Source organism: Psychrosphaera algicola, from assembly GCF_028401425.1.
In the GTDB taxonomy this organism is placed as follows: Bacteria; Pseudomonadota; Gammaproteobacteria; order Enterobacterales; family Alteromonadaceae; genus Psychrosphaera; species Psychrosphaera algicola.
In genome coordinates this window covers 876,204-896,808 of sequence record NZ_JAQOMS010000002.1, presented here as the reverse complement: position 1 = coordinate 896,808, position 20,605 = coordinate 876,204, and the positions used below count along the sequence as shown (strand labels likewise).

15 protein-coding genes, 4 tRNA genes and 6 pseudogenes are annotated in these 20,605 nt (G+C 40.1%); 15 read left to right on the top strand and 10 right to left on the bottom strand.

Annotated features, from left to right (window positions below):
• Window positions 1–183 precede the first annotated feature (183 nt).
• Window positions 184–2,817 (top strand): annotated as a pseudogene (gene topA, locus PN838_RS04845) (type I DNA topoisomerase).
• Between the two features lie 135 nt (window positions 2,818–2,952).
• Here topA and PN838_RS04840 read toward each other — a convergent pair.
• From PN838_RS04840 to PN838_RS04825, 4 genes are all read right to left on the bottom strand, one after another.
• Window positions 2,953–3,243, bottom strand: a complete 291-nt coding sequence (locus tag PN838_RS04840; protein ID WP_272179905.1) for a flavodoxin domain-containing protein — start codon at window positions 3,241–3,243, stop codon at window positions 2,953–2,955.
• Window positions 3,240–3,392 (bottom strand): NADPH-dependent FMN reductase family protein, encoded by a 153-nt coding sequence (locus PN838_RS04835; protein ID WP_272179904.1) that lies wholly within the window; start codon window positions 3,390–3,392, stop codon window positions 3,240–3,242. Before PN838_RS04835 ends, PN838_RS04840 begins: the two co-directional genes overlap by 4 nt.
• Window positions 3,393–3,458: 66 nt before the next feature.
• Window positions 3,459–4,214 (bottom strand): tRNA pseudouridine(65) synthase TruC, encoded by a 756-nt coding sequence (gene truC, locus PN838_RS04830; protein WP_215962088.1) that lies wholly within the window; start codon window positions 4,212–4,214, stop codon window positions 3,459–3,461.
• A complete protein-coding gene (locus PN838_RS04825; RefSeq protein ID WP_272179903.1) occupies window positions 4,207–4,536 on the bottom strand; it encodes a YqcC family protein in 330 nt (109 codons plus the stop codon). Before PN838_RS04825 ends, truC begins: the two co-directional genes overlap by 8 nt.
• Before the next feature lie 99 nt (window positions 4,537–4,635).
• Between PN838_RS04825 and PN838_RS04820 the strand changes: the two genes are divergently transcribed.
• The 3 genes from PN838_RS04820 (at window position 4,636) to PN838_RS04810 (ending at window position 6,646) form a co-directional block, all read left to right on the top strand.
• The gene (locus PN838_RS04820; RefSeq protein WP_215962086.1) at window positions 4,636–5,700 is read left to right on the top strand and encodes a DUF3549 family protein; all 1,065 of its coding nucleotides are present in this window, start codon (window positions 4,636–4,638) and stop codon (window positions 5,698–5,700) included.
• 124 nt (window positions 5,701–5,824) lie between these two features.
• Window positions 5,825–6,250 (top strand): L-type lectin family protein, encoded by a 426-nt coding sequence (locus PN838_RS04815; RefSeq protein ID WP_272179902.1) that lies wholly within the window; start codon window positions 5,825–5,827, stop codon window positions 6,248–6,250.
• A 102-nt stretch (window positions 6,251–6,352) separates the two neighbouring features.
• Window positions 6,353–6,646, top strand: coding sequence for a PEP-CTERM sorting domain-containing protein (locus PN838_RS04810; protein ID WP_272179901.1), 294 nt, complete (start codon window positions 6,353–6,355; stop codon window positions 6,644–6,646).
• Between the two features lie 85 nt (window positions 6,647–6,731).
• Here PN838_RS04810 and PN838_RS04805 read toward each other — a convergent pair whose 3' ends face one another.
• Window positions 6,732–7,160: a SufE family protein gene (locus tag PN838_RS04805; protein ID WP_215962084.1), complete on the bottom strand. Its 429-nt coding sequence runs from the start codon at window positions 7,158–7,160 to the stop codon at window positions 6,732–6,734.
• Window positions 7,161–7,171: 11 nt separating this feature from the next.
• Window positions 7,172–8,368, bottom strand: coding sequence for a cysteine desulfurase (locus PN838_RS04800; protein ID WP_272179900.1), 1,197 nt, complete (start codon window positions 8,366–8,368; stop codon window positions 7,172–7,174).
• 130 nt (window positions 8,369–8,498) lie between these two features.
• Between PN838_RS04800 and PN838_RS04795 the strand changes: the two genes are divergently transcribed.
• A complete protein-coding gene (locus tag PN838_RS04795; RefSeq protein WP_272179899.1) occupies window positions 8,499–9,116 on the top strand; it encodes a polysaccharide deacetylase family protein in 618 nt (205 codons plus the stop codon).
• Window positions 9,113–9,271 carry a hypothetical protein gene (locus tag PN838_RS04790; RefSeq protein ID WP_272179898.1) on the top strand — a complete coding sequence of 53 codons (159 nt, stop codon included), beginning with the start codon at window positions 9,113–9,115 and terminating at the stop codon, window positions 9,269–9,271. The genes PN838_RS04795 and PN838_RS04790 overlap by 4 nt, the downstream gene beginning before the upstream one ends.
• 194 nt (window positions 9,272–9,465) lie before the next feature.
• Here PN838_RS04790 and PN838_RS04785 read toward each other — a convergent pair.
• The 3 genes and pseudogenes from PN838_RS04785 to pabB form a co-directional block, all read right to left on the bottom strand.
• A pseudogene (locus PN838_RS04785) lies at window positions 9,466–10,843 on the bottom strand (L-serine ammonia-lyase).
• 82 nt (window positions 10,844–10,925) lie between these two features.
• Complete coding sequence (locus PN838_RS04780; protein WP_272179897.1) at window positions 10,926–11,507, bottom strand: CoA pyrophosphatase; 582 nt, start codon at window positions 11,505–11,507, stop codon at window positions 10,926–10,928.
• A gap of 46 nt (window positions 11,508–11,553) precedes the next feature.
• Window positions 11,554–12,908, bottom strand: a pseudogene (gene pabB / locus PN838_RS04775) (aminodeoxychorismate synthase component I).
• Window positions 12,909–13,191: 283 nt separating this feature from the next.
• On the opposite strand from pabB, the pseudogene PN838_RS04770 reads away from it, so the two are divergent.
• A pseudogene (locus tag PN838_RS04770) lies at window positions 13,192–14,714 on the top strand (fumarate hydratase).
• A gap of 73 nt (window positions 14,715–14,787) precedes the next feature.
• On the opposite strand, the pseudogene rnhA reads toward PN838_RS04770, so the two are convergent.
• Window positions 14,788–15,248 (bottom strand): annotated as a pseudogene (gene rnhA, locus PN838_RS04765) (ribonuclease HI).
• A gap of 83 nt (window positions 15,249–15,331) precedes the next feature.
• On the opposite strand from rnhA, the pseudogene dnaQ reads away from it, so the two are divergent.
• From dnaQ to PN838_RS04725, 8 genes and pseudogenes are all read left to right on the top strand, one after another.
• Window positions 15,332–16,040: pseudogene (gene dnaQ / locus PN838_RS04760) on the top strand (DNA polymerase III subunit epsilon).
• The gene (locus PN838_RS04755; protein ID WP_272179896.1) at window positions 16,016–17,386 is read left to right on the top strand and encodes a TIGR03503 family protein; all 1,371 of its coding nucleotides are present in this window, start codon (window positions 16,016–16,018) and stop codon (window positions 17,384–17,386) included. Before dnaQ ends, PN838_RS04755 begins: the two are co-directional and overlap by 25 nt.
• Before the next feature lie 150 nt (window positions 17,387–17,536).
• Window positions 17,537–17,613: transfer RNA gene (locus PN838_RS04750), tRNA-Asp, on the top strand.
• Between the two features lie 30 nt (window positions 17,614–17,643).
• A tRNA-Asp gene (locus PN838_RS04745) sits at window positions 17,644–17,720 on the top strand.
• 116 nt (window positions 17,721–17,836) lie between these two features.
• A tRNA-Asp gene (locus PN838_RS04740) sits at window positions 17,837–17,913 on the top strand.
• 444 nt (window positions 17,914–18,357) lie between these two features.
• Window positions 18,358–18,434 (top strand) — tRNA-Asp (locus PN838_RS04735).
• 1,086 nt (window positions 18,435–19,520) lie between these two features.
• Window positions 19,521–20,006 (top strand): hypothetical protein, encoded by a 486-nt coding sequence (locus tag PN838_RS04730; protein ID WP_272179895.1) that lies wholly within the window; start codon window positions 19,521–19,523, stop codon window positions 20,004–20,006.
• Window positions 20,007–20,048: 42 nt separating this feature from the next.
• A complete protein-coding gene (locus tag PN838_RS04725; RefSeq protein WP_272179894.1) occupies window positions 20,049–20,564 on the top strand; it encodes a hypothetical protein in 516 nt (171 codons plus the stop codon).
• The last annotated feature ends 41 nt before the right edge of the window (window positions 20,565–20,605 follow it).

Below are 20,605 nucleotides of genomic sequence, written 5' to 3'. Positions count from 1 at the left end.
ATTTAGTGCGTTTCGAGGTAATGAAACAGGTTATATTATACGCAGTTAACCAACAAAATCTAAATGTTGCATAGAAATTGTTGGTGAATTTGCCTTGAGTTCGAATAGAATCGCATATATATCTTATAAGTTAGTATAACTACGCAAAGAATGCGCAACGTCCTGTTAAGTGATTGAGGAATTATGGGAAAATCTCTGGTCATCGTTGAGTCACCGGCTAAAGCGAAGACGATAAATAAGTACTTAGGCAAAGATTTTGTCGTGAAATCCAGTGTTGGTCATATTCGTGATCTTCCTACGTCTGGTGGTGCAAAAAACCGGCAGAGCGAGCATCCACTAAAGGGTTGTCCGTAGAAGAAAAAGCGAAACTAAAAGCAAAAAAGACAAAGAAGCATTAGTAGGCCGGATGGGGATCAATCCGGAAAAAGGCTGGGCGGCCAATTATCAAGTCTTGCCTTAGCAAAGAAAAAGTTGTCGCTGAATTAAAAAACTAGCAGCAAACGCTGACCAAATCTATCTCGCGACGGATTTGGATAGAGAAGGGAAGCTATCGCTTGGCACCTTCGTGAAATCATTGGCGGCGACGACAGTAAATTTAAACGAGTTGTTTTTAACGAAATAACCAAAAGTGCAATTCAACAAGCGTTCTCTAAACCCGGCGAGTTAAATATTGATTGTGTTAACGCACAACAAGCTAGGCGTTTTCTTGACCGCGTTGTTGGCTTTATGGTTTCACCATTATTGTGGAAAAAGATCGCTCGTGGGTTATCAGCAGGTAGAGTTCAGTCTGTAGCTGTGCGCTTAGTTGTTGACCGCGAACGTGAAATTAAGGCGTTTGTGCCTGAAGAGTTTTGGCGTTTACATGCAGATACCGCAACGGCTGAAAAACAACCAATTATGCTTGAGGTGGCTAAACAGTCTGGAAAGGCGTTTAAGCCAACGAACAAAGCACAGATGGACACGATACTTGCGGCCATTAAAGCGCAAACATATACCGTTGTAAATCGAGAAGATAAGCCTTCAAAAAGTCGTCCTTCTGCGCCGTTTATTACCTCAACACTTCAACAAGCGGCGAGTACACGACTTGGTTTTGGTGTTAAGAAAACCATGATGATGGCTCAACGTTTATATGAAGCCGGTCATATTACGTATATGCGTACCGATTCGACGAATTTGAGTTCGGAAGCGGTTGGCGCATGTCGTATGTATATTCAAAGTGAATTTGGCGACAAGTATTTGCCTGAAAAGCCTAATCTTTACGGAAGTAAAGAAGGGGCTCAAGAGGCGCATGAAGCAATTCGTCCGTCAAGTGTTGGCGTAGATGCTGAGCAATTGGCGAGTATGGAACGTGATGCGGTTCGCTTGTATGATTTAATTAGAAATCAATTTTTGGCCTGTCAAATGACAGCGGCTGAATATGACGTAACAAACTTAACAGTAAATGCTGGTGAATTTGAATTGCGCGCTAAAGGTCGCGTATTAAAATTTGATGGTTGGACACGTGTTCAAAGTGCAATGAAAAAAGCCAATGACGACAATATTGAATTACCAAATGTTGCCGTAGGTGAAACACTTACATTAAATGAATTGCTACCAAAACAACACTTTACTAAACCAATAGCGCGTTTCTCAGAAGCGAGCTTAGTTAAAGAATTGGAAAAACGTGGAATTGGTCGTCCGTCGACATATGCTTCGATTATTTCAACAATTCAAGACCGTGGTTATGTTCGTCTTGAAAACAAACGATTTTATGCTGAAAAAATGGGTGAAATTGTCACCGATAGATTGGTAGAAAATTTCACTGAATTACTCAACTATGACTTTACTGCCAAAATGGAAGGTCGTTTAGATGAAGTGGCAGAAGGTGATTTAGAATGGAAACGTTTGTTAGATATATTTTATGAAGACTTTACCAAAAAGCTAGCAACAGCTGCTGGTGAAAGTGATGACGGCGGGATGCGAGAAAATACGCCAGTCCCTACCGATATTGAATGCAGCAAATGTGGCCGTGACATGAATATTCGAACGGCCTCAACGGGGGTGTTTTTAGGGTGTTCAGGTTATGCCTTGCCACCTAAAGAGCGTTGCACCAACACCATGAATTTAACTCATGGTGATGAGGCAGAAGCCGTAAATGTGTCAGATGAAGAAGAACTTGAAACTGAAGTTCTTCGTCAGATGAAGCGTTGCCCTAAATGTTCGACTGCGATGGACAGTTATTTAATCGACGAAAAACGTAAAATTCATATCTGCGGCAATAACCCAATTTGTGATGGTCATGTAGTTGAACAAGGCGAGTTTAAAATTAAGGGCTATGACGGTCCACTTATTGAGTGTGATAAGTGTGGCAGTGATATGCAGCTTAAATCTGGTCGCTTTGGTAAATATTTTGGTTGTACCGGTGAAGAATGTAAAAACACCCGCAAGTTGCTTAAAAGTGGTGAAGCTGCGCCGCCAAAAGAAGATCCAGTTCACTTAAAAGAATTACCATGCACGAAGTCAGATGGTTATTTTGTATTACGTGATGGCGCTTCAGGTATATTTATGGCGGCATCGACTTTCCCTAAATCACGTGAAACTCGAGCACCACTTGTGGCGGAATTGAAAAAGTATCGTGATAGGATCAGTCCTAAGTTTTACTATTTAGCAGACGCGCCGGTTAAAGACCCTGATGGTAATAAAACCGTTGTACGTTTTAGCCGAAAAACCAAACAGCAATATGTCATGACGGAAAATGCTGAAGGTAAAGCGACAGGGTGGAGTGCTTGGTACACCGATGATAAGTGGCAAGTCGAAGACAAACGTAAGAAAAAATAAACGTTTAGAACACGATGATACAACTGCAAAAGGCTTTCAGATGAAAGCCTTTTTGTTTTTGGGAAATAGAAAATAAGGCGCTTAAGGTTATTTTTTGAATCCAACGACTTCTTGTCGTTTATGTTGAAGTGGCGTTTAAATTTGGGTAAGCCAATTTTGTAACCACGGGAGTGCAATACTATCTGGGTCTAACGTTTCACAGGCGTCAATTTTCAACATCGGAATGGGTGCTCGACCTTGTAACTCATAAAATAACTCTTCTAGCTTTTCACCGGCACCACAAAACGACTCATAACTAGAATCACCTAAACAAATAACACCAAAGGGCTTTCCTGCATGTGACGGCCTTTTATCCTGCGCAGCAAAATAAAAATCTTCTATGTTGGACGGTAAATCGCCTTGCCCTGTGGTTGATGTAATGATCAACGATGCGTCAACATCATGGATGTCCGTAACAAGGGGGAGGCGTTATAGGTCGTTGTATGGCCTGCTTTTTTAAGTTCTTTGTCGATGGTATCCGCTAAGTATTCAGCAGCGCCGTATACCGACCCCATTATGATTGCAATATTTGCCATGGAAAATGACCTTGTATTCAGTTGATTATAAACGATTCTAACATGCAAGATGTAATCACCTGCAACTCAAAAATACCATTTTTGCCAGCCTAGTTTTTGGTATACATTTTTTAATGATGTATCAAGATTTGCGGTTATGGTTAGTGGCTGATGACTTACTGGATGGTCAAAACTAATAGATTTAGCAACCAGCGCCAATCTGTGAAGGTTTAAATTGATACTAGCAGATTTGTTTTGTTTACCATCACCGTGAGTTGTATCACCTATCATCGGGTGTCTCAGGTGGGCCATGTGACGTCTTAACTGATGTTTTCTGCCAGTGATAGGGCTTAGTTCAACAAGTGAGTAACGCGAAGTGTCATAGCGCCCAGAAGCAAAAGGCATTTCCGCTATGTCGAGCCTAGTTAATGTGGTGATGGCTGACTGTGGCTCGGCTAATTTATCTTTTAACTTGTCAGACTTTTTGTCTAAAATTTCTTTCAAGGGATAGTCTATCGTGGCGTGTTCGGGACAATGTCCCCGGACAATTGCCTGATACTTTTTAGATATAACATGGTTTTGCATTTGTTCTGACAATAACCTTGCAATATCAGAACTTAACGCAAAAACCAAAACCCCAGAGGTGGGCCTATCAAGTCGATGTATTGGGTACACATGTTGCCCAATTGTGTCTCGTGTTAATTGGATAGCGAACAAGGTTTCATGCCTATCAATCTCACTTCTGTGGACCAATAGACCCGATGGCTTGTCAATAACGACAATATATTCATCTTTATATAAGACACTAATTACAGGTGCTTCTGTGAAAACGATTTTACGCATTAAAAGGTTTCTCAACAAATTTACGATCAATAACTGCTACTGCGGCCAGTGTATTTGGTGCGACAAGGTTTCGGTTAGCAAAGCTCATTTGTACAATAGGGGACAAATGGAGTTGTGTGGGTAATGGCTTGCCTGCTTGGATCAGTGCATTCATCTTAGGAATAAATATAAATTGTAACCATTGTTCTATTTCCAATGTGTCGATTGCAAAGGGTTCCAAACTTGATAGTGCTGTTACAGTTGGTGTTTCACAAGACCATAGTTGTTCTTCAATTAAGGCGTTTTGAAGTTCGATTAAATACGTCGAGATTTTAGCTGTCATTGGCAAATAAATTTGTAAAAAAGTGCGACTATGATACCACTAAGCATCAAATGTCCCTATAATTCGCACCATCTGTAATTATAAAAAATAATGAGTTTTATGAGTCAGTCCTCTGAGAATAATCCGGTACCTACGTTAGGTGTGTTAATGGAGCAGGCAAACGCCCAGTATAGAATTTTTGATTTAGGGCGTCGGATCCAAACGATTTCTAAATCTGAATTTGACAAAATTGAACTCAATCAAAAACCTTATCCATACCCGATTCAGCAAAAAGCCCGTTTTGCCTTTGTATTTTGGGATAAGTCAGACTCACCAACACACCGCAAAAACCCGTTTATTTGGTTTCTCCAGTTTGAACTCGACGAAATGGGGTTGCTAAAACAACAACAAAGAGATCATTACATTTCATTAGTGATCAAAGAGCTTGGTAATAAACTTATTGCACAAGGGACCCATAATTCAGACAAATTAGACAACCACCCTTATTCTTTTACGCCAGATCAACACCGATTGGCCATGTTTAATGCCAAAGTTAAAGTTGAGTTAAAGCAACCTGCGTCAATGTATTATGAGCACGTACAATCTTACTTTTACGGGGCGTTAGATAGTGACAAATGGCAGGACTTAACGGTTCAAGGTATTGCCGATTATTGCGCTAGAATAAATGATGAGCAAAATGGCCAGAAATTAGGTGACTGTTTAAATGAACTCCCTGTGCAAATTATGGGGTCATTAGCAGCGTCATTAGAGCATGTTGAAATTGGCGTTTCTTTGACTGAAAAGTTAATTGAAATGCAAAACCAGTTTTTACAACAAGGGGATCGCGAACAAGTGATCAATTCTTTAAGGTGCATGGCAGGGAGCCAAAGTAAAACCTTACTGACAGAACAAGTGATTAAATTGTTAAGTAGCGAAGAAGCTGAGGAAGAAGCCCTATATATTGTCATCGCAGGGCGTTTGTGGCATTTACTTAACGATGAAAAAGTTTTGATGGCCTACTTTGAAAAGGTTGCCACCCATGGCAATAAAAACCTGTTTGCCGGTCTATTTTCCGATTTAGTGGCCGTCCCTGAAGTGCGACAGGCATTGCTTTCTTTAGTGCGTAATCCAAATCGTCCAGATGCAATTTCTGTGGCTATTGGACGAGTATTTGGTCGGGCATAAAGTGTCAGTATTTTTTACATAAATAGAATTTGTTAAGTTAACTATTTGAATATTATTAAATTAATTTTTGGTATGGATTTTGAATAATACTTATTTAATTATAAAATAAAATTACTGGGACTTTATGAACTTAACTAAATTATTCAAAATCGGACTTTTCTGCGTCGTCGGTACAGCCAATGCGACAGTCATTACATATAATGACTTTAGTTCGACAGTAGGGTTAACTTTAAACGGTGATGCGCAGGTTGTCGCGGGTAATATATTACAGTTAACACCTGCTCAAGGAACTAAAAATGGCAGTGTCTTTTCAACTGACTTAATTGATTTAACCGAAGGTTCATTTTCAACGCAGTTTTCGTTCAATTTTGATGGCCAAATTAACGGCGGTGCAGACGGCATGGTCTTCACTTTGCAAAGTTCAAGTAATCAAGCTGGCACAAGTGGCGGAGGGATAGGGTATCAAGGTATTAGCAATAGCTTTGGTCTGAATTTGATAATTATAACAATGGCGCTGGTGACGGAAGCAGTGATTCCCATATTGGCATAAACTTTAATGGCAATATTAACTCGGCTGCATTAGTAACAACAGATGCACTTGGTTTGAGTAACTTAGATAGCCCTAATATTACTTGGTATGCGTGGTTGAATTATGACAATACCAGTAAAGTTATTGATGTCTTTTTTAACGATCAAGATATCTTACCTTAGTACTGCCGCTTTAACACATACCGCTGACTTAGCTGCTATTTTAGGTACTGATCATGTTTATGCTGGTTTCACCTCGGCTACTGGCGGCGCTTATACAAATCACAAATTGTTAAGTTGGGAGTTTTCAAATGAAAAAAATGGCACATCTGCATTTGAAGAAGTACCTGAACCTAGTTCGTTATTTATACTCTCAGCCGCTTTGTTAGGTTTAGTTCGGTTATCTAAGAAGAAATAACCCAATAACGTTAAAACTATGTCACTAAAAAGCCGCTTATTAACGCGGCTTTTTAGTGATAAGAATTTACTAAATCGGTCTTTATTTAGTTAGACAAGTAGTCTACAACTCTATTGCGGATCGCATTAAGCCCATTTGTTCTAGAACTGCTTAGTTGGCCAAATATTTTTAAATCAGTCAAATACTGTTGTAAGTCAAATTCAATAATGTCTTTTTGGCTTTGCCCGTTAATCTTACTTAATAAAATAGCTATAAGGCCTTTAACTATTTTGGCATCGGAGCCAATCGCAAAATAGTACTTGTCGTCTTCTAAGTATGCATATAACCAAACATTGCTTTCGCATCCTAATACTCTATTTTCATCCCGTTTGGCGTGTTCAGGAAAAGCGGGTAGTGCTTTTCCCAATAACATGAGCGCCCGATAGCGAGTTTCCCAGCTTGTGGTGGAATTAAGTGTTTGTTCTATTTTTTGAGGTGAAATAGAAAATTGTTTGGCGAGGTGCAGAAAAGTCATTTGTTCCAGCTTTAAAGTGTAAGTAGGGAAAGTGATTTATTTAAGGCGGTTATAAATAAATCAATGTCACCTTTATTATTGTAACAACCAAGCGATACACGGACAGTACCTGATATGCCTAATGCTGTCATTAATGGCATAGCACAATGATGCCCGCAGCGCACCGCGATATGTTGTTCATTAAGCAGAGCGCCTATATCACTAGCCGATTCGTCTTCTACAACAAAAGAAACAACACCGATGTTTTTGTTGGTATTGCCCAAGACTCGAACTGTTCCAATATCATGTAGTTGATTTATTAAGTATTGGTATAGCGACGCAGACGATTTTGATGCTTCAAAAAACATCTTTGACTGGATAAATTCAAGGGCTGCACCTAAACCGATTATGCCCGCTATATTTGGCGTTCCTGTTTCTAGGAAATGGGGGAATGGCCGAAACTCTGTTTTTTCAATTGATACATGGCTGATCATTTCACCACCAAATTGAACAGGCGTTAATTGGTGTTTTATCCTGTTGTTGACATATAAAACACCGATGCCCGTTGGCCCATACATTTTGTGACCAGAAAATGCATAAAAGTCACAACCAATATCTTCGACATTGACCGGCACATGGGCTATAGCTTGAGCTCCGTCGACCAGTGTTGTTGCCCCTGACTTTTTAGCCCGCTTTACAAGTTGCTTAACCGGGTAAATATTCCCTAGCGCATTTGAACAATGTTGAATCGCAACCAGTTTAGGCTGTAGCAGCATGAGAGACTCAAAATGGGAAAGGTCAATATCGCCGTTTGGTAATACATTAACCACTTTAAAATGGGCATTTTTGAGTTTAGCGAGTTGTTGCCATGGAACGAAATTAGCGTGATGTTCACTGCCTAAAACAACGATTAGGTCGTCTGATGATATATTCTGATTGCCCCAAGCCATGGCGGCTAAATTAATACTGTCCGTTGTCCCTTTAGTCCAAATTATATTTTGGGCGTGTGTGGAGCCTATAAAACTGGCGACATTGGCTCGGATTGATTCGTATTTGTCGGTTAAAGCACTTGCTTGAGAAAAGGCACTGCGATGTACTGTGGTGTTTTCATGTTGGTAATAACGGGTTATTGAGTCTATAACGCTTTGTGGTTTCTGAGTCGTGGCTGCACTGTCTAAATAAACAATGGGGCCCTGTTGGAAAAATGGAAACTGACTTCGAAGCGACATGATGAAATTACAAACTATGAAAAAGAAAGATTATACCAGTTAACATAACGAGAAAAAATTGGAAATTTAAAATGAGCCGCCTAGTATAGGCTCTTCAACTTTTAACTATTTGACGCTTATGACATTAATTTTGAAATCTAAATTGGCCTTTGTATTGTTTAGCCTGTTTTCTATCTCCTTAACGACAAATGCTTCAGAAATCATTTGGCCAAATAACGCAAAGCTTGCGGTGAACCTGTCTTACGATGACGCGCTCAATTCACAATTAGATAACGCCATTCCGGTATTAAATAAATACAATATTCACGGTTCCTTTTTTCTGACGTTATCGAACTCTACAGTTCAAACACGTTTAGAAGAGTGGCGACAAATTGCTAAGGACGGCCATGAACTCGGTAACCATACTATATTTCATCCATGTCGAAAGAATGAAGAAGGTCGATCGTGGGTGCCAGAACATAGAAATTTGGATACCACATCTAACCAAGCAATTTGGGAAGAAGTAAGAATGGCCAATGCAATACTTTTTAGCATTGATGGTAAAACCAAACGAACTTACACGCCACCCTGTGGCGACATTGTGACAGACAATGGCAATTATGTTGAAGCACTTCAAGACGACTTTGTCGCAATAAAGTGGCAGAACAAGTATGGAAAAATATACGATAAAGTTTATATGCCTCACGGGGTTAGCGGTCAGCAGCTAATTGAATACGTTAAAGGCCAGCAGGCCAAAGGGGAGCGGTGACCTTTATTTTTCACGGAATTGGCGGCGATCATTTATCCGTATCGACTGAAGCACACCGTCAGTTAGTAGCTTATTTAGCAAGCCACAAAGAACAATATTGGACTGACAGTTATATTAATATCATGAGTTATGTAGCGGAATTTAATAAGAAGTAGACGATTAGAATTTAATAACGTTGTCGACGCTGAGTTATTCCGCTAATTCTACGCGGTTGGTTTTTAATGTTCGCTATAGCTCTGATGGAGAGTTTATAGCGAACAACATATACGGTGGAGACTGATCGAACAGCTCGATAATTATCAGCATAAATTTTAGTTAATTAAATGCGTTAACTGAAATGAACTGCTAATTAACATTCTGTTATGTTTACAGCCAAACCACCGCGAGCGGTTTCTTTGTATTTAGATTTCATGTCGTTGCCCGTATCCCACATGGTTTTTATCACTTTATCTAAAGAAACTTTTTGACCGCCAGTTCCGCGCAGTGCCAAGCGAGCAGCATTAATTGCTTTAATTGCTCCCATCGCATTACGTTCGATACATGGAACCTGAACTAAGCCGCCAACGGGGTCGCAGGTTAAACCTAGGTTATGCTCCATACCAATCTCTGCCGCGTTTTCAACTTGTTCAACACTCGCACCTTGAATTTCAGCCAGTGCGCCAGCTGCCATTGAACAAGCAACACCAACTTCCCCTTGGCATCCAACTTCTGCACCCGATATTGACGCGTTCTTTTTATATAAGATCCCAATGGCACCGGCGGTTAATAAATATCGGACGATTAGTTCTTCATTTAGTGGTTTTACAAATTTGTGATAATACATAGCAACAGCAGGAATTATACCTGCTGCACCGTTAGTTGGGGCTGTTACAACTCGGCCACCGTCGGCGTTTTCTTCATTAACCGCCATAGCAAACAGGTTAACCCAGTCCATAACGGTAAGAGGATCATTACTTTGCTCTGAGCTTAACTTTCGGTAAAGGGAAGGGGCACGGCGTTTTACTTTTAGGCCGCTAAGGTAAAATACCTTCAGTTTCAATGCCTCTGTCGATACACGCGGACATCACATTCCAAAGCTCAACTAATTTAGCTTTAACGTCGGATTTTGGCTGACTCACAACCTCGTTAGCCATCATTAGCGCAGGAATTGAAAGGCCGTGTTCTAAACACAATTCTAATAATTGCTTACCTGTCGAAAACTCATAAGGCACGACAAGTGTATCTAATTGGGTTGTGGCCGCCGCTTTTTGTTGGGCAAAATCTTCATGTTTTACGATGAAGCCACCGCCAATAGAATAGAAGGTTTGCTCTGCGACCAACTCATTTTTGTTAAATGCTTTTAAGGTCATGCCATTAGAATGTAAAGGCAGGGTTTTTCTGCGATGAAATACAATTGCGTCTTTGCGTGGGAAGTTCGCTAAGTGTTGACCATTTAAATTAATTGTTTGCGTTGTTTCAATTTCCGATAGTTTTTCTGCAACCGTATTTGGGTCAATTGATTCAGGCTCTTCACCTAACAACCCCAAAATAACCGCTTTACCCGAACCGTGACCAATACCTGTTTGGCCTAAAGAACCAAATAATTCTGTTTTAATATGGGTGACGTTTGCCATTTGGTTATTAATTGATAACGAAAGCACAAATTCTCTTGCTGCGCGCATTGGGCCTACAGTATGTGAACTTGACGGACCGATACCAATACTAAACATATCAAAAACACTAAGCATAAAATTAACAACTCGTTAAAAAAGACGTTGTAATTGTATCCTAGATTGTAAGCTTTCACATCATGATACACATGAGATTAATTTATCCGAGATGTAGGACCAGTTTATCTATAATGGTCGCAGTAACGCCCCAAATTAATTTGTTCTTGTACGGCATGAAATGCACAACCTGAGTTTTATTTTTTCTTGTAGGGCTTATGGTTGAATGGTTTTTGCGACTTCTAAAATGCTCTAATGGAACTTCAAAGCTATGGGCGACTTCGTCGGGGTTTAGATTTAAATTTGTCGAAGTATCGATAAATCCAACTAATGGATGGATTGTGTAGTTAGAGATGGAATGCAAACTTGGTAACCAGCCAATCGGTTTTACTTGAGCCGCTGGGATCCCAATTTCTTCTTCTGTTTCTCGTAGTGCAGCCGCCAAAAAGCTAGGGTCGTCATGCTCTATACGACCTCCATGGAAACTAATTTGGCTAGGGTGTTGTCTCATATGTTCTGCACGTTGCGTAAACAACAGGTGTAACCCAGTTGGTCTTATTACAACAGGGACTAACACAGCGGCCTCTTTTGAACTTTGGTTGGGTGTATAAAACCCCTCGTAACGGGCGTCACGACTATCTATTTGAAACAAACTAAATCGGCTTGAAAAATGCTCTGGTGACATAATTATCCTACTAATTTCCTCGATTGATAACCTTGTTCATTAACCGTTACATAGCGGCCAAAATTGGCAAAATGCGATTTACCTTATCAAGTGTTTCTTGATATTCGGAGTCACAAATGGAGTCAGCAACAAGGCCACCTCCGGCCCAACAGTAAATATGTTGTTGATTACATACTAAAGTTCGGATGGTGATATTTGTGTCCATGTCGCCGTTTGGTTTGATATACCCAATTGCGCCACAATACACACTTCGAGGATCAGGTTCCAATTCATGAATGATCTCCATCGCTCTTATTTTAGGTGCACCTGTAATGGAACCTCCGGGAAACGCACCGCGCAATAAATCAATTGCAGTGAACGGTGGGCGGATCGACGCAGTTACTGTGCTGACTAAGTGATGAACCGCAGGAAAACTTTCTATCGCAAATAATTGCGGTACTAAAACACTGCCGGGAACCGCGACTTTACTCAAGTCATTTCGCAATAAATCAACAATCATTAAATTTTCTGCTCGGTCTTTTTCGGCGACTGCGAGTTCGTTTGCATTTGCAATGTCTCGTTGTTTGTCCTTAGAACGAGGGCGAGTGCCTTTAATGGGTTTCGTTTCAATTTTATTGTTACAAACCTGTAAAAACGCTCTGGTGAAACGCTTAAAATTGCGCCTTGGTCGATTCGAATAAAACTCGAAAATGGCGCAGCGTTTTTCTCTCGTAAACTTAAATAGGCGTTCCATTCGTCACCAAGATAGGAAGCTTTAAAACGTTGTGCCAAGTTAATTTGGTAACAATCACCCGATAATAAATATTCTTGTACCTTATCAAATTTGGTTTCGTATTCAGCTCTTGTCATGTTTGACCGCCACTGACTGGTCAATTTAAATGGCTTATCAAACAAATTAGGTTGTTTGCTTACGTCATTAAGCTGAGTGAATGTTTCAGAAGCGTTTTCGCGATGACTAATAAAATAGACTTCAGTGTAATTAGGTTTAAACAATAAGATTTGATCGTAAATGCCAACGTGCATGTTTGGCATCGATATATCCATGTTTTTAGGTGCAGGTAAGGATTCATATCGACCGCCAAGTTCGTAATCCCAATAACCAATCGCGCCGCCTGTGAAGGGCAATTTAGAGTCTACATGTGGAATAGTTTGCAAATATTGGTTAACTAAACTTAGTGGGTCAGCAGAACTTGTCCCGATTAACTGGTTGTTTTCAAAGATACTCGTTGTTTTTAAGTCGGCCAAAAGTGTAAATCGAGGCGCCCATGCAAAAACAGAAAAGTTGCTATTGTTGTGGTCACTCGAGGCCGAGTCTAAAAATGCAGTTCCACTATTATGTTGTAGAGATTGCAGCAAATTGGTTAACTCCGAAGGGGAAACTGGGAGCTGTTTGACAAACATATTTTTACGTCCAATTAAACTATCTGGTTATTAACTAAGCGAAAAAGTTACTAATTTCAACAAATTTGCGTTGTTAAATTGTTGGCTTACGTTTTTCGGAAGAGTATCATCCTCGTGTCTAAATTTCAGTTAATTTACATCGACACTAGGAAGTAAATTAGGTTTTAATCTCCTCATTTGAGATTTTTGTCAACGAAGATGAACAAACAAATGACACACAGCATAAATTAACAACTATAATTTATAAGTTGTTTCCAATATACAAAACAAAATAGAGGTCATTATGACGGTAATCCGCCAAGCCGATTTTATTGAAAGTATCGCCGATGCTCTGCAATACATTTCCTACTATCATCCACTTGACTACGTTAAAGCAGTTGAAGACGCCTATAACCGGGAACAAAACCCGGCCGCTAAAGACGCTATGGCACAAATTTTAATAAACTCAAGAATGTCTGCAGAGGGACGTCGTCCGATATGCCAAGATACGGGTATCGTAACTTGTTTTGTTAAAGTGGGTATGGACGTTAAGTGGGATAATACGGCGTTAACCGTTCAAGAAATGGTTGATGAAGGTACACGTCAGGCATATTTAAATTCAGATAATCCACTAAGAGCGTCAATTGTTGCCGACCCAGCTGGGGCACGTAAAAATACCAAAGACAATACCCCTTCTGTTGTCCATATCGATTTAGTTGCGGGCGATAAGATTGAAGTGATGATTGCAGCGAAGGGCGGCGGTAGTGAAAACAAATCTAAAATGGCGATGTTAAATCCGTCAGACGATATTGTTGAATGGATCAAAAAACTGTACCAACTATGGGGGCAGGTTGGTGTCCTCCAGGGATGTTAGGGATAGGTATTGGCGGTACGGCAGAGAAAGCGGCCGTAATGGCGAAAGAGTCTTTAATGGACCCTGTTGATATGCCTGCACTTATGGAAAAAGGCGCTGAAACAACGGACGAACAACTTCGCATCGACATCTACAATGCTGTTAATGATTTAGGTATAGGCGCTCAGGGGCTTGGTGGTTTAACTACCGTTGTTGATATTAAAATTAAGTCTTGCCCGACTCATGCGGCATCTAAACCAGTAGTGCTTATTCCAAACTGCGCTGCGACTCGTCATGCTCACTTTTTCTTAGATGGTTCTGGTCCTGCAAATTTACAGCCACCAAAATTAGAAGATTGGCCAAAAGTTACATGGGAGCTTGGTGAAAATGTGCGTCGAGTTAACATCGATAATTGCACAAAAGCTGATATCGCTGACTGGAAAGCAGGTGAAACAGTACTATTAAGCGGTAAAATACTAACGGGTCGTGATGCTGCTCATAAGCGCATTAAAGACATGTTAGACCGAGGTGAAGGTTTGCCGGAAGGTGTTGATTTCACCAATCGTTTTATTTATTACGTAGGTCCTGTTGATGCGGTTGGCGACGAAGTCGTTGGCCCAGCTGGCCCAACGACAGCAACACGCATGGACAAGTTTACTGACATGATGTTAGAGCAAACTGGCCTTATTGGCATGATTGGTAAATCGGAACGAGGTCCAGCAACAGTTGACTCTATCGCTAAACAAAAAGCGGTTTACTTAATGGCTGTCGGCGGCGCGGCTTATTTAGTATCTAAAGCAATCAAAAAATCACGCGTTGTGGCATTTGAAGATTTAGGTATGGAAGCTATTTATGAGTTTGAAGTAGAAGATATGCCAGTATCTGTTGCAGTAGATTCTACCGGCAACAACGTACATGAAACTGGCCCAGCGATTTGGCGTGGCAAGATTGCAGACGCTAAAAAAGCGAAATAGATTTTAGTAAAACATTTACTTTAGAATTAAAAAGAGGAACCTAGGTTCCTCTTTTTCGTTTAATACTACGATGTTACTTTTTAAAACCAGCATCAACTAAAAAGTCACCAGACTCTGCTGCGTCTCTTGCTAAGTCATCAACACGTTCGTTTTCTGGGTGACCTGAATGGCCTTTTACCCAAAACCACTTTATGTCATGACGTGCGACTTGCTCGTCAAGCAACTTCCAAAGGTCGACATTTTTGACAGGTTGTTTCGCCGCGGTTTTCCAACCGTTTTTTTCCAATTAATTATCCACTTAGTAATACCGTCTTTAACATAGTTACTGTCGGTGGTAATAGATACTTGGCATTTTTGCGTTAACGCTTCTAATGCTTTAATGACAGCTAACAACTCCATGCGGTTGTTTGTGGTCAGTTTGTATCCTTGGCTTAATTCTTTTTTGTGGTCGTTATAAAGCATTAACGCCCCATACCCACCCGGTCCGGGGTTACCTAAACAAGAACCGTCGGTATAAATTTTCACAGATTTCATTAAATGAAAGCTCCAATAAGATGATTTTCAATCTGAAGAGGGAGTATACTCTACCCACATCACATTAATAATAAAAACGATTCATGGCAAAACGACAAATAATTCTCGATACAGAAACCACAGGTATCGACCCGAAAGCGGGTCATAGGATCATTGAAATTGGTTGTGTGGAAATGATCAATAGACGATTAACAGGGAATAACTTCCATGTTTATATTGACCCATGTCGTGCAATTGAAGACGAAGCCATTGGTGTACATGGTATTACAAATGAATTCCTTCAAGGCAAGCCACTATTTAAAGATATCGCAGATGAGTTTTTGATTATATTCGCGGTGGCGAGTTAGTCATCCATAATGCGCCATTTGACATAGGTCATATGGATAACGAATTTGGTAAGTTGTGGCAAGATTGGACTCAAACTGCAGATTTCTGTGGAATTGTCGATACACTAGTTATGGCCCGCGATAAGCACCTAGCCAAAAGAATAATCTTGATGCCTTGTGTCGTCGTTATGAAATAGATAATACACACCGTACGATGCACGGCGCCTTGCTGGATTCTGAGATCTTAGCAGATGTTTTCCTTAGAATGACGGGTGGGCAGGGCGATTTAGATTTGGCGCAACAGCTAAAATCAGCGGGATTAAGTAATATCGAAAATTCGACGGTCAAACAACGTAATTTAAAAGTTGTATTTGCCGAACAAAATGAAATAGAGGCACATGAAAGCCGCCTCGACCTTGTAGAGAAAAACGGAGCATGTTTGTGGCGAAATTCACAACAACAATAATTTTTTCACTTTTTTTATTTGTATCCTCATTTGCCAATGCGGTAAATGTTAATCCGGTTTCTATTCCAGTTGACGGAAAACAAGTCAATCCAGTACCAAAATTGGCTTTTCTTAAGAATTTTGAAGGCAGCAACCAAGTAAAATTACTCAATAATCGATTTCGCGTTGATTATGAAGTTGATGAATTGCTAATGTTGTTTTTCCGAAAACACGGTTCAAAACCAATTGTTCTTGTCCGCCCTGATGGTTCAAAACTTTATACTCGCGATGCCGATGGCATTAACCTTGAGTGGCATGCCGACGTTAACTTTGACTTAATAAGAATTAAAAATCCAATTGCTGGGCCTTGGCAAGCGCTTGGAATGATCGAAAAAGACAGTAAAGTTTTAGTCTTATCTGAAGTTGAATTAATTGTTGATAAATTACCAGACCTTATTTTCCAATATGAAGTGTTAAAAGCGGAAGCAAAGATAGTTAATGCGCAAGAAATAATAAGCGAAAGTGGATTTCGAAGTGTCGTCCGTGTGCGTTCTGCGCTTTATTCGACTAATGACTTAGACCAAGAAAACTTTGGTGCCGATTTATATCGATTAGGTGAATTTTTTGATGATGGCAAAGGGCTAGACGAAAAGCCAAATGACGGCGTCTTTACGCTTTCATACTATATAGATGTTGTCACTGGCACTTGGATGCCTAAATACACACTAGAAGCCGAACTATTTGGACGTGAAATTGAACATGAGCCTATTACGGTCCTACCTAGTCCAATATCCTATAAAGTTAAATTAGCCGGCCCTAACGAACGATACCACTATGTAACGATTGAAGCTGACCCTATGTATATTGAAGCTGATAAATTGATGTTTCAAGGCCTGATCGAATTTCCAAATGGTGAAACTCAAACTTTTAGTTTGTCAGAGCAACACATAAGAGAGTTAGAAATTTTTCAAAGTGAATTTGGTACGTTTAAAATAACGACTGAGGTTTTTGGAAATGATTTGTCTGGGCGCGACTTTAAACTTAAGTTACCTGTTTATGAGATAGTCACAACTGGCCCCGAAATCGAGGCTGAAATTTTACCTGAGATGTCGCAAGAACAACTGTTGTCTGAAAAAGCGGTTGAGGTTGTTCCCGTTGAAGTAGAACCAGAACTTTCAATCGGCCTTGTGATATTGATTAATCTGATTATATTGGTTATTGGATTCATAATTATTTGGGTTGTTGTCTTAAATAAGGCATTTCCAAACCCTATGAACTTAATTAAATTAATAAAACTTAAAAAATCCGGCGGTGATAAGTCTGCAGGGAAAAAGAAAATAAAGAAAAGGTCGATAAAAACAGCCTAGACTTGGACAGTTCTGATGATATTTTAGACCTTAGCTTGCCAGAAGACTAGAAAGTGACCAAAAAACGTATTTATGAAAAAAGTTGTTGACGGGGTCTGATTCAAACTTTAATATTCGCGCCGTTGTTTAGCAACATGTATCGAAGTAACTGGAGCGGTAGTTCAGTTGGTTAGAATACCGGCCTGTCACGCCGGGGGTCGCGAGTTCGAGTCTCGTCCGTTCCGCCAATTACTTTGATATGATTTAGTGTTAAGACTGGAGCGGTAGTTCAGTTGGTTAGAATACCGGCCTGTCACGCCGGGGGTCGCGAGTTCGAGTCTCGTCCGTTCCGCCACTTAACATTATAGCTATATAACTATTCAAATGAGGGCATTTGTCCTTTGATGAATAAAGGAGATAGTTGATTTCAACTGCAATTATTTCTTGTTTGTGAGTTAAATCTACAGCTGCGGAGCGGTAGTTCAGTTGGTTAGAATACCGGCCTGTCACGCCGGGGGTCGCGAGTTCGAGTCTCGTCCGTTCCGCCATCTCACTTTGTGGGATTATATTTTGCTTAGAAACTTAAATCTACTTGCTGCGGAGTGGTAGTTCAGTTGGTTCGGCTCTTGTGAAAAGCACGGCCAGTCACGACTGGGGTCAACGAGTTTGAGTGTTGTCCTTTCCGCCATTTGATAACTACCCAGTTTGATAATGAAAATCTACTTGCTGCGGAGCGGTAGTTCAGTTGGTTCGGCTCTTGTGAAAAGCACGGCCAGTCACGACTGGGGTCAACGAGTTTGAGTGTTGTCCTTTCCGCCATTTGATAACTACCCAGTTTGATAATGAAAATCTACTTGCTGCGGAGCGGTAGTTCAGTTGGTTCGGCTCTTGTGAAAAGCACGGCCAGTCACGACTGGGGTCAACGAGTTTGAGTGTTGTCCTTTCCGCCATTTGATAACTACTCAGTTTGATAATGAAAATCTACTTGCTGCGGAGCGGTAGTTCAGTTGGTTAGAATACCGGCCTGTCACGCCGGGGGTCGCGAGTTCGAGTCTCGTCCGTTCCGCCATTCAAGATGTATATTCAATTCCATAATTTACCTGTATCTCCCGAGTTAACCATATTGAACTCACGACATGTCTCACCCAATATTTCTAAATTTATGTTAAGTAACTTTTGCGCCATTTGATAACTACCCAGTTTGATAATGAAAATCGATGTGCTGCGGAGCGGTAGTTCAGTTGGTTAGACTCTTAATAAAAGCATCGGCCTGTCACGCCGGGGGTCGCACTCTTTGTTTATAAAGCATGAGTCTCGTCCGTTCCGCCCCAGGTTTTATAAGAGCAGACGTATATTCAATTCTATAATTTACCTGTCTCTCCCGAGTTAACCAGTTGGAACTCGCGACATAGTCGCACTCTTTGTTTATAAAGCATGAGTCTCGTCCGTTCCGCCCCAGATTTTATCAGAGCAGACGTATATTCAATTCCATAATTTACCTGTCTCTCCCGAGTTAACCATTTGGAACTCACGACCTGTCTCCCCCATTATTTCTAAATTTATTTTAAGTAACTTTTGCGCCATTTGATAACTACCCAGTTTGATAATGAAAATCGATGTGCTGCGGAGCGGTAGTTCAGTTGGTTAGACTCTTAATAAAAGCATCGGCCTGTCACGCCGGGGGTCGCACTCTTTGTTTATAAAGCATGAGTCTCGTCCGTTCCACCCTAGGTTTTATCAGAGCAGATGTATATTCAATTCCATAATTTACCTGTCTCTCCCGAGTTAACCAGTTGGAACTCACGACCTGTCTCACCCATTATTTCTAAATTTATGTTAAGTAACTTTTGCGCCATTTGATAACTACCCAGTTTGATAATGAAAATCGATGTGCTGCGGAGCGGTAGTTCAGTTGGTTAGACTCTTAATAAAAGCATCGGCCTGTCACGCCTCAGTTAACTCTTTAAAAGGTCAGTGAAATTGCACTATATATCCTTTCGATTAGATACAAACTTGTCTCAAAAATAATCCATTATTTTAGAATTTAAGGTGAGCTTTTTATTTATGTCATTGAAGTTTAACTAAAATGCGATATAACTTATCCATAGAATAAAGACTAAATGTGAAAAGTATGTTTTTTAACAGGTTTAACAATTTGTCAAAACTTATAAATAGACGAGTATTTGTAGTTTTGGTTACGATTTTGTCAATCACATCGGTAAATGCTGCAGACAAAAGTGTATTAATACGCGATGAGTCAGGTGCCGCAATTCATCAAATATCTGGGATGACAAAATTGAGTTCAATGTTTTTATTTGTGTCACAGGAAAATCACAAGTTGTTTTATGTTTCCAAAAAGCATGTCGATTCAGTATTTGAGGAAAATGCGGAGATTTTACAGCTGAAGTCAATCATGTTGACAGGTGATCTTCCTAAAAAGCCTAGCTGGGAAGGTATTGTTATCGGATTTAGCGACAATAAAAACTACCTATTTTTAAGTCATGAACACAATGGCAACGACGGTGATGCTCAATTTCATCAAATATATCGTGCGGTTCTCGATTTTGATGAGGCAAAGCAAACGTTACAACTAGGCGTTGTTAAACCATTTAGTAAACCATTACCGTTTCTTCAACCCTAGGGAAAAACCATTAAAGAGTCTACCAATTTTGGATATGAAGCTATGTTATGGCAAGGGGACGGCCAAAAATTGCTATTGTTACCTGAACTTTCGAGTCGCCCTGCGATTTCTTTAAATAAATTTGGGGAACAACAAGATATCGAAATGAGTCAGCATGGGTTTAGGATAAGTGATGCGACACATATTTATGATCAATGTGCGATTATTACGTCATTTTGTTATAAAAACGATCCGATTTGTGAGAAACAAAATAAGAGGTCTAAATTAGTATTGGCGTCGATTCAATTGGACTCTGAGCAAATCGTATTTAATAAAACGGTTAATATATCTGAACAACATCTGCAGACCAATATTTCCAAAAATAGTTACCCAGCATTATTTAATGCAGAAGGGATAGTAATGGACAATGGTTATGTTTATCTTGTGAACGATGACAATCCTAAATGGTGCTTTTACGCAATTAAAACGACTTTTATTGCCAAAGGCTCTAAAAAATACCTGTCAATCCCAAATTACGCCGTGAATTTAACAACATTTCCTTTAAAACCTGCAAATTAACGTAAAGCGCTTGTAGCTTATGTCAAAATTTTTGATTATTG